The sequence below is a fragment of the Rhizobium sp. TRM95796 genome, assembly GCF_025779995.1.
Lineage (GTDB): Bacteria > Pseudomonadota > Alphaproteobacteria > Rhizobiales > Rhizobiaceae > Rhizobium_E.
This window is the reverse complement of sequence record NZ_JAOXHE010000005.1, coordinates 246,634-259,224: the sequence shown is the minus strand read 5'-3', so window position 1 is coordinate 259,224 and position 12,591 is coordinate 246,634. Positions and strand designations below refer to the sequence as shown.

At 62.2% G+C, this 12,591-nt stretch carries 12 protein-coding genes; 6 read left to right on the top strand and 6 right to left on the bottom strand.

The window, feature by feature from the left end; translation table 11 throughout:
- Window positions 1–37: 37 nt before the first annotated feature.
- Window positions 38–382: a RidA family protein gene (locus OCK01_RS12635; RefSeq protein WP_182827119.1), complete on the bottom strand. Its 345-nt coding sequence runs from the start codon at window positions 380–382 to the stop codon at window positions 38–40.
- Window positions 383–517: 135 nt separating this feature from the next.
- Window positions 518–874, bottom strand: coding sequence for a DUF4406 domain-containing protein (locus tag OCK01_RS12630; RefSeq protein ID WP_263824211.1), 357 nt, complete (start codon window positions 872–874; stop codon window positions 518–520).
- Window positions 875–1,069: 195 nt separating this feature from the next.
- Here OCK01_RS12630 and OCK01_RS12625 point away from each other — a divergent pair, with 195 nt between their 5' ends.
- Window positions 1,070–2,200: an alpha/beta hydrolase gene (locus tag OCK01_RS12625; RefSeq protein ID WP_263824210.1), complete on the top strand. Its 1,131-nt coding sequence runs from the start codon at window positions 1,070–1,072 to the stop codon at window positions 2,198–2,200.
- Window positions 2,201–2,236: 36 nt separating this feature from the next.
- Here OCK01_RS12625 and betA read toward each other — a convergent pair whose 3' ends face one another.
- From betA to betC, 4 genes are all read right to left on the bottom strand, one after another.
- Window positions 2,237–3,886: a choline dehydrogenase gene (gene betA / locus OCK01_RS12620; protein WP_263824209.1), complete on the bottom strand. Its 1,650-nt coding sequence runs from the start codon at window positions 3,884–3,886 to the stop codon at window positions 2,237–2,239.
- Between the two features lie 190 nt (window positions 3,887–4,076).
- Window positions 4,077–5,540, bottom strand: a complete 1,464-nt coding sequence (gene betB / locus OCK01_RS12615) for a betaine-aldehyde dehydrogenase (protein WP_263824208.1) — start codon at window positions 5,538–5,540, stop codon at window positions 4,077–4,079.
- A 261-nt stretch (window positions 5,541–5,801) separates the two neighbouring features.
- Window positions 5,802–6,062: a DUF1344 domain-containing protein gene (locus OCK01_RS12610; protein WP_263824207.1), complete on the bottom strand. Its 261-nt coding sequence runs from the start codon at window positions 6,060–6,062 to the stop codon at window positions 5,802–5,804.
- Between the two features lie 281 nt (window positions 6,063–6,343).
- Window positions 6,344–7,873, bottom strand: coding sequence for a choline-sulfatase (betC, locus tag OCK01_RS12605; RefSeq protein ID WP_263824206.1), 1,530 nt, complete (start codon window positions 7,871–7,873; stop codon window positions 6,344–6,346).
- 258 nt (window positions 7,874–8,131) lie between these two features.
- Between betC and OCK01_RS12600 the strand changes: the two genes are divergently transcribed.
- The 5 genes from OCK01_RS12600 to OCK01_RS12580 all read left to right on the top strand — a co-directional run bounded on the left by OCK01_RS12600 (window position 8,132) and on the right by OCK01_RS12580 (window position 12,540).
- Window positions 8,132–9,943, top strand: coding sequence for a bifunctional diguanylate cyclase/phosphodiesterase (locus OCK01_RS12600; RefSeq protein ID WP_263824205.1), 1,812 nt, complete (start codon window positions 8,132–8,134; stop codon window positions 9,941–9,943).
- 58 nt (window positions 9,944–10,001) lie between these two features.
- A complete protein-coding gene (locus tag OCK01_RS12595; RefSeq protein WP_263824204.1) occupies window positions 10,002–11,006 on the top strand; it encodes an NAD(P)H-quinone oxidoreductase in 1,005 nt (334 codons plus the stop codon).
- A gap of 55 nt (window positions 11,007–11,061) precedes the next feature.
- A complete protein-coding gene (locus OCK01_RS12590; RefSeq protein ID WP_263824203.1) occupies window positions 11,062–11,322 on the top strand; it encodes a type II toxin-antitoxin system Phd/YefM family antitoxin in 261 nt (86 codons plus the stop codon).
- The gene (locus tag OCK01_RS12585) at window positions 11,319–11,759 is read left to right on the top strand and encodes a hypothetical protein (protein WP_263824202.1); all 441 of its coding nucleotides are present in this window, start codon (window positions 11,319–11,321) and stop codon (window positions 11,757–11,759) included. The genes OCK01_RS12590 and OCK01_RS12585 overlap by 4 nt, the downstream gene beginning before the upstream one ends.
- 91 nt (window positions 11,760–11,850) lie before the next feature.
- Entirely contained in the window at window positions 11,851–12,540 is a 690-nt protein-coding gene (locus tag OCK01_RS12580; protein WP_263824201.1) for an HAD family hydrolase, read from the top strand.
- Window positions 12,541–12,591 lie beyond the last annotated feature (51 nt).

Below are 12,591 nucleotides of genomic sequence, written 5' to 3'. Positions count from 1 at the left end.
GCGCGGCGCCATGCCCGCGGCCGTTTGCATGTCGGGCTCAGAGAGCGACGATCGCCGTCATCTCGACCTTGTAGTTCGGGGTCGCCAGACGGGCTTCGACCGTGGCGCGGGCCGGCGGGTTGGCCTTGTCGACCCACTGGTCGTAGACGCCGTTCATGGCGGCAAAATCGCCGATCGAGGCGAGATAGACGTTGATCGACAGGATCTTGGCCTTCTCCGTGCCGGCTTCGGCGAGGATGGCGTCGATGGCCGCCAGCACTTCCTTGGTCTGCTGTTCGATCGAGCCCTTTTCATCGTCGGCCACCTGGCCGGCGACATAGAGGACGCCATTGTGGGCGACGGCGGCGCTCATGCGCGGGCCGGGCTGATAACGCTTGATCATCGGGGTCTCCTTCAAAATATCTCGGCAAACATCCAGGCGAATGAGCCGGGTGTTTTCGTAGAGATTTGGACGGAAGGGGCAAGCGTTTTCGTGGAAATAGGCGCTTGGCCGCTGCGATTTTCCCCCACTCGGCGCTCAGGCGACGCCCGGAACGTCGTTGAGATCGAACCAGACGGGAATGCCGCGCTCGCGGGCGATGCGCACGTCGTTGTCCGCCCCCTTGGACGCGCCCGGCAGCCGCAGCACGCCCTCGCACAGCGCCAGCAGCCGGTGGGCGACCGGATGGAAAATCTCCTCGTAGAGATCATCGCCCACCACCCCGCCGCCCGCCGCCGCCCAGACCGGCAGCGCCACCCATTCGCCGATCATAGGCACATGGCCGGCCTTGAACAGCGCATAGGACGGCGCTTCGAGCGTTTTCAGATTGTCCGCCATTTTCTGTGGATCGTCATCGGTTCCGGAGCGATAGGGGCCGGCGATGAGAATGAGCATGGGATTTCCTTTCATTGTTTCCGTCGTCACTCATGCGATTTCGTGCAATATCGTTTATTTTCATGCAATGTCAAGCGCGATGCAAATCCTTGGCGAGCCGATCGGCGACGACCAACGGCGCGCGGCAAGTTTGACTAGCGCGGGCAAAGACGCGCTGTTATGGAGAGTGGAAACGCCACCACATGCGAGACCGACATGACGACGCGCTATTTCCGGCCCGATCTCCCGAAAGCCGTCCTCGCCCTCACGCTCACGGCGTTCGCGCTCACGGGCTGCGGATCGCGCCCCTCGCCGGAAACGCTGGCGAATGTGGACACGCGCGGCATCCCCAAGCTCGCCACGGAGCAGGTTTTCGCGATGACCACACGCGGCCGCACCAAGCCGGACGCCAATATGTTCGACAATTCCAAGGCCCGCGACGCCTCCTATGCCGAGTTCACCGTGTCGATTCCGCCCAATCACAGGAATTCCGAGGTGGAATGGCCGGGCGCGAAAGCCGATCCGAAAAAGACTTTCGCCGTGGTGGGCCAGAAACGGCTCGACCAGAGAGAATTCATCGACGCGATCGATCATGCCGATCCGAAAAGCCGCGATATCGGCATTTTCGTGCACGGCTACAACAACAGCTATCAGGAGGCGCTGTTCCGCATGGCGCAGATGGCGCATGACGCCAACATCCCCGGCGCCAAGGTGGTGTTCTCCTGGCCGTCGCAGGCGGAACTGGCCGGTTATGTCGCCGACAAGGAAAGCGCGACCTATTCGCGCGACTATCTGGCGCAGTTCCTCACCGAGGCGACCAAGCGGCGCAAGACCGGCGAGGTCTATGTGTTCGCCCATTCGATGGGGTCATGGCTGACGGTGGAGGCGCTGAGGCAGTTGCGCCTCGCCAAGCGCGACGACGTGCTCGACAAGCTGAAGGTGGTGCTGGCCGCCCCCGACATCGACGCCGACGTATTCCGGACGCAGATGCAGGTTATCGGCCGGATGAAACTGCCGATCACCATTCTGGTCGCCCCGGACGATCGGGCGCTGGAAGTGTCGAAATTCCTCTCCGCCAGCAGCCAGCGCGTCGGCGCGCTCGACGTGAAAGACCCTGACGTGATCGCCGCCGCCCAGAGCGTCGGCATTCAGTTCATCGATATTTCCAGCGTGAAGCCGCTCGATTCCACCAATCACAACCGCTTCGCGGACGTCGCGGTGCTGGCGCCGGCGCTGCGCGACGACAGGAAAGCGGGCCTGAAAGACGCAGGCGCCTTCGTGTTCAACGCGGCCGCGGCGACCGTGTCGAGCCCGTTCCGCATCGTGTCGGGCGTGTTGAGCCAGTAAAGGCCTGCCAATTTCCGTCAGCGATGAAAACGCTGCCTACCGATCGCTCGTCTCCCAGCGCGGATTGACCCAGGGCTCCTGGTTCGAACGGGCCAGCGGCTGTTTTCCCAAAATATGGTCGGCGGCTTTTTCGCCGGTCATGATCGAGGGGCCGTTGAGATTGCCATAGGTAATGTGCGGGAAGATCGAGGAGTCGGCCACGCGCAGGCCGTCGACGCCGATGACGCGGGTCTCGGGATCGACCACGGCCATGGGATCGTTCCTGTCGCCCATCTTGCAGGTGCCGCAGGGGTGATAGGCGCTTTCGAGATGTTCGCGCAGGAAGTCGTCGATCTCGGCGTCGCTTTGCACGGCGGCGCCCGGCTGGATTTCGCGGCCGCGATAGCGATCGAAGGCCTGTTGGCCGAAGATCTCGCGCGTCAGGCGCACGCAATGGCGGAATTTGATCCAGTCTTCCTCATGGCTCATATAGTTGAACCGGATGAGCGGATCGGCCTTGGGATCGGAAGAGCGCAGCGTGACGGCGCCGCGCGATTTCGACAGGTTGTAGCCGACATGGGCCTGGAAGCTGTGGGTTTTCGCCGCCGACTTGCCGTCGTAGCGCACCGCCACCGGCAGGAAATGATACTGGATATCCGGCTGCTTGACGCCCGGGGCCGAGCGGACGAAGGCGCAGGATTCGAACTGGTTGGATGTGCCCAGGCCCTTCTTGAAGAACAGCCATTGCGCGCCGGCGAGGCCCTGCATGTACCAGGGCAGCCAGCTATAGAGTGACACCGGCTCCTTGCACTCCTGCTGGAAGTAGAACTCCATATGGTCCTGCAGGTTCTGGCCGACGCCGGGACGGTCGACCTTCACCTCGACGCCGAGCTGACGAAGATGCTCGGCCGGGCCGACGCCCGAGAGCATCAAGAGTTTCGGCGAATTGAAGGAGGAGGCCGAGACGATGACCTCACGATTGGCCTTGATCACCTCGATCTGGCCGTTGCGCTCGATCTCGACGCCCACGGCGCGGCCGTTCTCGATCACAACCTTGCGGGCGAGACAGCGCACCAGCTCGACATTCGGCCGTTTCAGCGCCGGCTTCAGATAGGCGGTGGCGGCGGACCAGCGGCGGCCCTGCCAGCTGGTCTGCTCCATCTCGCCAAAGCCTTCCTGCTTGTGGCCGTTGTAATCCTCGGTCACTTCGAACCCGGCCTCGCGCCCGGCGTCGATAAAGGCCTTGTAGAGCGGGTTGGGCGAGCCGCCGCGACGGACATGCAGGGGACCATCGGTTCCGCGCCAGCCCTCTTCGCCGCCATGGGAATTTTCCTGGCGCTTGAAATAGGGCAGCACATCGGCATAGGCCCAGCCGCGCGCACCGAGCGCTTCCCAGCGATTGAAATCCTCCGAATGGCCGCGGACATAGACCATGCCATTGATCGAGGAGGAGCCGCCGATGACCTTTCCGCGCGGGGCGGTGATGCGCCGATTGTTGAGGTTGGGCTCGGGCTCGGAGAGATAGCCCCAGTTATACTGCTTCATGTTGAGCGGCCAGGCGAGCGCGGCCGGCATCTGGATAAACGGGCCGGCGTCGGTGCCGCCGAATTCCAGCACGATGACGCTGTTTTTGCCGTCTTCGGAAAGACGCGCCGTGAGCGCCGAGCCGGCCGAGCCGGAACCGATGATGACGAAATCAGCTTGCATGCGTGTCCCCTGTTCGTTTGTTTTTAAAGAACCCCTCCCAACCCTCCCCACAAGGGGGAGGGTTTAACGTGTGGCGGCGTCCCCACGCCATCCATCCTCATCGCATCTGGCGCGCCCTTGCATTTGGACCAAGGCGGCGCGGCAGTTTAAGCCCCTCCCATTGTTAGGAGGGGTTTAGGGCGGGGTCCTCTCAGTACGGCGCCTCGCACGGTCCCATCGCCACATAGACCGTCTTCAATTCGGAATAGTGGTTGAAGGCGGCCAGGGAGTTTTCGCGGCCGAAGCCGGATTGCTTGACGCCGCCGAAGGGGATTTCCACCGGGCAGAGATTGTAGGTGTTGATCCAGAACGTGCCGGCTTCGATCTGGTCGGCCATGCGGTGGGCGCGGGCGATGTCCTTCGTGAAGACGCCGCCGGCGAGACCGAATTCGGAAGCGTTGGCGCGGGCCACGACATCGTCCTCACCCTCGAAATCGAGCACGCACATCACCGGGCCGAAGATTTCTTCGCGGGCGATGGTCATGTCGTCGGTGACATCGGCAAAGACAGTCGGCTGGATATAGTTACCCTCAGCCGGCACGTCATTCGGGATCGCGCCGCCGGTGACGAGGCGGGCGCCCTCGGCCTTGCCCTTGTCTATATAGGACAGGATCTTCTCCTGCTGAGCGCGGTTGATCACCGGGCCCATCTGGGTCGCCTCATCCATCGGCTCACCGATGACAATGGCTTCGGTGCGCGCCTTGAGGCGGGTGAGGAATTCGTCCTTGACGCCTTTATGGACGAAGACGCGGGTGCCGTTGGAGCAGACCTGGCCGGTCGAATAGAAATTGGCCAGCATGGCGCCGGAGATGGCCGAGTCGAGATCGGCGTCGTCGAAGACGATCAGCGGCGACTTGCCGCCCAACTCCATGGTGACGTGCTTGAGATGGCCGGCGGCGGCCTCAGCCACCTTGCGGCCCGTCGGCACGGAACCGGTGAGCGAGACCTTGTTGACGTCGGGATGATTGACCAGCTGCGGGCCGGTGGCGCGATCGCCCTGGATGACATTGTAAAGGCCCTTGGGCAGGCCGGCTTCGATGAGGATTTCGGCGATCTTCAGCGCGCCGAGCGGCGTGTTTTCAGACGGCTTGAACACCATGGCGTTGCCGCAGATCAGCGCCGGCGCGCCTTTCCAGCAAGCGATCTGCTGGGGATAGTTCCAGGCGCCGATGCCGACGCAAACGCCGAGCGGAATGCGCTTGGTGTAAGCCCAATCGCCGCCGAGCGGAATGTGCTCGCCATTCAGCGCCACCGCAGCGGCGCCGCCGAAGAATTCGAAGGCGTCAGCGCCCGAAGTGGGATCGGCGACGATGGTTTCCTGGATCGGCTTGCCGGTGTCGAGCGTTTCCAGCTCGGAAAGCTCGCGGTTCTTGGCGCGCATGATCTCGGCTGCGCGCTTGAGGATGCGGCCGCGCGCGGTGAGGCTCATCTTGGCCCATTCGACCTGGGCCGCCTTGGCCGAGGCGACGGCGCGCTCGATGATGGCGGGGGTGGCGGCATGCAGCCGGGCGATGACTTCGCCGGTGGCCGGATAGACGCAATCGAAGGCCGCGCCGGCCGTATCTTCGATATATTCGCCGTCGATGAAATGGCTGGCGGGTGGTTGTGCGCGCATGATTTTCCCCTTGCCGGCAGGAGCCCCGGACATGCTGTAATTACACAAGCATATAACGGGCCCACGACAAAGCGACCTTGCTGGCGCATCCTATTTTTATCCCGATTGCGACATTTCCACTTCGCAGGAACGCCGTGCGGCGCCGAAAGCGAAAAGGCGTCCGATGGGGCGGACGCCAGATGAGCCTTGAAAACAGTCACAAACCGATCGGCCGGCGCGGCTGGAGAGGGGGCGGTGCGCGCCGGCCTAAAGCGGCGGCGATCAGTTGACGACCGTGACCTTCTCCGCTTCGAGCTTCTTGCCGGTTTTCTGGTAGGCGACCTTCACCTTGGCGCCGGTCTTGATGTCCTTGGCGTCGAAATTCTTCGGAAGCATGAACGTGTCGCCATTGGCGAGCGTCAGCTGATGATGCGAACTGTTGATGGCCTTGACCGTGCCGGTCATGGTTTCGCTTGCGGCGAAAGCGAGCGGCGCCATGGCGAGAGACGAAGCAACGAGAGCGGAAGCGAAGAGAATACGCATTGTATAACCTCCATGTAAAACGGGCATGATCACTCTTTGCATGCCCGACTTACCTGCGGATCGTCCGGATTTGTCGCGTCGCGCTTTCCATTGTAGTGAAGCGCCGGCAAATTCCCGATCCGCGAGGACAATTGATATTCGGATTTCGGCGAAACTCAAATTAATTCAACGAAATGGTTGTGGTCGAACCTTGTCGCGAATTTTATTCGGCCCGTTAGGAAAAGGCCCTGATTTCGCCAGGATCGGAGACGGCTGCGCCAAAGCAGCCGCCTCCGGTTTTGTTATTCGCCGCGTGGGTAGCGCTTGTCGCCTTCGAGATTGTCGAGGTTCATGTGGTTGCGCATATAGCGCTCCGAGGCCTTCTGCAGCGGCTGGTGATCCCAGGGGTAATAGGCGCCGTTGCGCAGCGCCTCGTAGACCACCCAGCGGCGGGCCTGGCTCTCGCGGACTTCCTTGTCGAAGGCGTCGATGTCCCATCGAGCCGCGATCCGGGCGCGGAAATCGGCGACGACGTCGGCGTAGACAGGATCGGCGGCGAGGTTGCGCAGTTCCCTGGGATCGGCGTCGAGATCATAGAGCTGATCGGGATCGAGGGCGCAGTGTATGAACTTCCACTTGCCTTCGCGAATGCCGACCAGCGGCGAATAGGACGCCTCGGCGGCGTATTCCATCAACACGGGCGAAATGCGCGGCGCGCCGTTGATCACGGGGACGAGGCTTTCGCCATCGGTCCAAGGCAGAATTTCGTCGATCGACAGACCGGCGAGATCGGCGATCGTCGGCGTCACGTCGAGGTTTGAGACAGGCGCGTCGTGGCGGCCGGGAGACACGCCGGGGCCGGCGATCATCAAGGGCACGCGGGCCGAGCCTTCGAAGAAGTTCATCTTGAACCACAATCCGCGCTCGCCCAGCATGTCGCCATGGTCGGAGCAGAACAGGATCATCGTGTCGTCGAGCTGGCGGGTGCGGGTCAGCGTGTCGATCAGTTCCCCGACTTTTTCGTCGAGATAGGAGATGTTGGCGAAATAGGCGCGGCGGGACCGGCGGACATTGTCCTCGGTCAGGTCGAAATTGGTGTAGTCGCAGGACATCATGATGCGCTGGGAATGCGGATCCTGCTCGTCGAACGGGATCGGCGCGACCTCCGGCGTCAGATGCGCGCAATCCTCGTAGAGATCCCAGAACTTGCGGCGCGCGACGTAAGGATCATGCGGATGGGTGAAGGATGCCGTGATGCACCAGGGACGGCGGTCGGCGTCGTCATTCTCGCGCGCCAGCTGATAGATCTTCTGATTGGCGAAGAAGGCGACTTCGTCGTCATACTCCATCTGGTTGGTGATTTCGGCGACGCCTGCGCCCGTGACCGAGCCGAGATTGTGATACCACCAGTCGATGCGTTCGCCCGGCTTGCGGTAATCCGGAGTCCAGCCGAAATCGGCGGGATAGATGTCGGTGGTCAGGCGCTCCTCGAAGCCATGCAACTGGTCGGGACCGACGAAATGCATCTTGCCCGACAGACAGGTGTAATAGCCGGCGCGGCGAAGGTGATGGGCGAAGGTGGGAATGGAGGAGACATATTCGGCGGCGTTGTCATAGACGCGGGTGCGGCGCGGCAGCTGGCCGGCCATGAACGAGGCGCGGGCCGGCGCGCAGAGCGGCGACGACGTATAGTTGTTGACGAAGCGGGCCGAGCGGGCGGCAAGCGCCTTGAGGTTGGGCGCATGCAGGAAGTCCGCCGGGCCGTCGGGAAAGAACGTCCCGTTCAGCTGGTCGACCATGATGATGAGGATATTGGGCTTCTTGGCGGACATGGACCCCTCTTGGGCGTTGAATTCAGGCGATGACGGAAGTTAAGGCCAAGCTCCCCGCGCAAGCGGCGCAGGAGCCGCGTTTTCTGTTCCGGTTGCGACAGACGCACGCCGCTGACGGGGGCGAGCTTCCCTGTCGGCAACCAAGGCTTTCATGCGCGATCAATCATTCACGACAGTCATAAAACTATCACGCTTCACAAAGGAAATATTCAATAATTTCATACAGCTTGTGCACGACTTCAATTGCTGGAGCCGCGCATGGCCGCCTTGACCAAAGAAATTTCCGCGTTTCCGCATACCTATGCGGGCGAAAAACTGTTATCCATTGCGAAACTCGTGCTCGACCCGGCTTTCCAGCCCGTTGTCGAAACCGCCACCGGCGCCGTCTTCGGCTATGAATCCCTGATGCGCGGCCATGATCAGATGGGCTTTTCCTCGCCCCTCGACCTCATCGATCGCATGGCCGAGATCGGGCAATTGAGCGCGCTCGACCAGATGATGGCGGGACGCGCTCTGGCGAAATTCTCCACTTTGCCCGATTTCCGCTCCTCGACGCTGTTCATCAATCTCGATTTCCGGCTGATCGCCGAGAGCGCGCCGATGCTGGACGCGCTGGTCCGTCATTTGAAGACGCATATGGTGCCGCCCTCGTCGATCTGCTTCGAACTCTCCGAACGCTTCGACAATACGACATCGCCGGAATTCGGGCCGCTGATGGCGCGGCTGCGGCGCTCCGGCTTCAAGGTCGCCATCGACGACTTCGGCGTCGGCCGCGGCGAATATAAATTGCTCGCCGATTACCCGATCGACTACCTCAAGATCGACCAATATTTCATCCGCGATATCGGCGACAGCGCCAAGAAGCAGCATCTGGTGCGCAACATCGTCGGCATGGCCCACACGCTCGGCATCAGGGTCATCGCCGAGGGGGTCGAGACCGAGGAAGAGTTTCTTTCCTGCCGCGAATTCGGGGTGGATATGGTGCAGGGCTATTACATCGCGCGTCCCTCGGTGAACGTGGACGACCAGAAGCGCAACTATCCGCATCTGCGCGACAAATCCAAAAATCGCGCCGCCGGCCGTTCGCTCGACGAATTGCTGATCCGCAAGCAGGTCGAAGCCATTCCGAGCGTCTATGAAAACGACTCGGTCGAAACGGTCTTCGAAATGTTCCGGCAAAATCCGGACCAGAGCTATTTCCCTGTGTTGAACGTCAACAACGAGCCGCGCGGCATCATCCAGGAAAAGGAATTGAAGGAGTATATCTACCATCCCTTCGGTCGCGACCTGCTCAAGAACCGCGACTATCTCCGTTCCATCTCCTATTTCGCCAAAGCTGCGCCGATCGTCAGTCTCGATTCCGGCACCGACGATCTGGTCACCGCCTTCGCCAATATGGAAGGCTGCCACTGCGTGCTTCTGACCGAGAACATGCGTTATTCCGGCGCGATCTCCGCGGCGTCGCTGATCAAAATTCTCAACGAAAAGCAGCTCAAGACCGCGCAGGACCAGAACCCGCTCACCGGCTTGCCCGGCAATCTCGCCATTCTCGATTTCCTGCGCCACACCTCCAAGGACGGCGACGAGCGGCGCTATTACTGCTATTGCGACTTCGACAATTTCAAGCCGTTCAACGACCGCTACGGCTTCCATGCCGGCGACCACGCGATCTCGTTGTTCGCCGCGCTGATGCGCCGCTACTTCTTTCACGAGAGCGAATTTATCGGCCATGTCGGCGGCGACGACTTCTTCATCGGGCTCACAGGCTACACCGAAGAAGAGATGATCCACCCGCTCGGCCGCCTGCTGAACGACTTCGCCTCGGAAGTCGCCGATCTCTATTCGGAGGAAGAGCGCGGCCGGGGTTACATCATGGGCCACGATCGCCAGGGCGTCGAGCGCAAGATCGGGCTGATGCGTTGCTCGATCGGCGTCTTGGAAATCCCCGAAGGCGCCGTGATCAGCGATATCGACCGGATCAGTTCTGAAATCGCCCATGTCAAGGCGGGCGCCAAGATCAGCGACACCGGACTGTGCATCGCTCGCCTGGGCGAAATCGAGCGGGCGTGAACCGACTTTCCCCAACAGGCGTTCTCCGGTAACACTCGCCGAAACACGGAGAACGCCGATGACCGCTTGCCCGCCCGCCTCCATGCGCTATGTCGACCTGCCCGCGCCCGGCGCGCCCGAGGCCATGACGATCGCCGAGGGTCCCCTGCCCCAGCTGCGCGACGGCGAGATCCTGATCCGCGTCGAAGCCGCCGGCGTCAACAGGCCGGATGTGGCCCAGCGGCAGGGAACCTATCCGCCTCCTCCGGGAGCAAGCCCGGTGCTGGGACTGGAAGTCGCCGGCGAGGTGGCGGCAATCGGCCCCGGCGTCAGCGCCTTCTCCGTCGGCGACAAGGTGACCGCGCTCGCCAATGGCGGCGGCTATGCCGAATACTGCGCCGTTCCGGCCACGCAGGCGCTGGCCTGGCCGCAAGGCTATGACGCAATCCGCGCCGCGGCGCTGCCCGAGACCTTCTTCACCGTCTGGGCCAACCTGTTCATGATGGCCGGATTGAAAGCGGGCGAAAGCGCGCTGATCCATGGCGGCTCTTCGGGCATCGGCACCACCGCGATCCAGCTCGCCTCGGCGATCGGCGCGAAAGTGTTCGTGACGGTGGGTTCGGACGACAAGGCGGAGGCCTGTGTGAAGCTCGGCGCAGCCAGGGCCATCAACTACAAGAACGAGGACTTCGCCGAGGTTATCCGCGCAGAAACCGGCAAGGCCGGCGTCGACGTCATCCTCGACATGATCGGCGCGGCCTATTTCGAGAAGAACCTTCAGAGCCTCGCCAAGGACGGCCGCCTGTCGATCATCGCCTTTCTCGGCGGCGCGGTGGCGGAGAAGGCCAATCTGAGCCCGATCATGATCAAGCGCCTTCGGTTGATGGGTTCGACCATGCGTCCGCGCACGGCGGCGGAAAAAGCGGAGATTCGCGATCAGTTGCAGGCCCGCGTCTGGCCGCTGCTCGAAGCCGGCAAGGCCGCGCCCGTGATCCACGAGGTCTTCGACTTCGCCCGAGTCGTGGAGGCGCATCGGCTGATGGAGTCGAGCGCCCATATCGGCAAGATCATGCTGAAGATGTGACGGCTGACTTGAGCCGGCAAAAAGGCTAGGATGACGCCGGCAGGAGACGGACCGCATGAAAGTCACGATCGGCGAATTTCAGAACAATGTGGAGCTCTACCAGGACAAGGCGGAGCGCGAGCCGGTCGCAATTGTCAATGACGGCGAAACGCGATCCGTACTCGTCTCGGCGGCTCTGTTCGAGACGTTGGTAAAGGGCCGTCTGAGCCGGGCCGTGGAACATCTCGACGAAGACACGCTGGCGGCGATACGGGAGGCGCGCGTGTCGGAAGAATATGCGCACCTCGATGCCCTGATTGCCGACTGGACGCCATGACGCTGCCGCGGCCGGAACCCGGTCTTGTTATCCGCTACTCTTATCTCTGGGCTGCAGACGCCGAAGCGGGACGCGATGAAGGAAGCAAAGATCGCCCTTGCGCCATCGTCGCTGGACGCCGCGTGGTGAGTGGTCTTGAGATCGTCACTGTCGTGCCCGTAACTCACAGCCCTCCCCGTGACGCCAACGATGCGATAGAATTGCCGGCGGCGCTGAAAGCTCATCTCGGTCTGGACGCCAAGAGATCCTGGATCATCGTATCGGAAACGAATGATTTCGTCTGGCCCGGTCCGGATATTCGTCCCGTCCCCGGGCGGACTGGTTCGAAGCGCTATACTTACGGCGTGCTCCCGCCACGGTTCTTTTCGCATGTCCGCGACAGGATTCTGGCTCGCGCGAATGAACACCGACTCCGCCGCATTTCCCGCAGCGAATGACTGGGCAAGGCAGCCATGCGCCCTCGCGCATTGCCTGACAGACGCCAATCATGTAGGCGGAGCCTATCCCGATCCAACACAGAGACCCCAAATGTCCGGCTTCGACCTCATCCTGTTTGACTGCGACGGCGTGCTCGTCGATTCCGAAATCATCGCGGCGGAAGTCGAGTCGAAGCTGCTGCGCGACAGCGGCTTCGAGATCACCGCCGAGGAGATGTGCATCCGGTTTGCCGGCCTAGACTGGAAGAACATTCTGTTGACCGTCGAGAAGGAGGCGGAATTGCCGTTGTCGGCCGCGCTGATCGACAAGTCGGAAGCGCTGCTCGACCGCGCGCTGTCGATCCGCGTCAAGATGATCGACGGCGTGCGCACGGCGCTGTCGCGGCTGACCGAGCAGCGTTGCATCTGCTCGAACTCCTCGTCGAAACGGCTCGACATGATGCTGACCAAGGTCGGGTTGAAGCCCTATTTCGAGGGCCATGTCTATTCGGCCAAGGATCTCGGCCCCGACCGCACTAAGCCGAAGCCCGATATCTATCTGCATGGCGCCAAGCAGTTCAACGCCGATCCGGCCCGCTGCCTGGTGATCGAGGATTCGGTGCATGGCGTGCACGCCGCTCGCGCCGCCGGCATGCGGGTGATCGGCTTCACCGGCGGCTCGCACACCTATCCCACCCATGCCGACCGGCTGACCGACGCCGGCGCCGAGACGGTGATCAGCCGCATGACGGAACTGCCGCAGATGGTGGATGCGCTGAAGAGCTGGTCGGAACTGGCTTGATATCGAGGGCGGCGTCCGTCGCCGCTCGGTCGGCTGTGGCGGCGCTCTTTT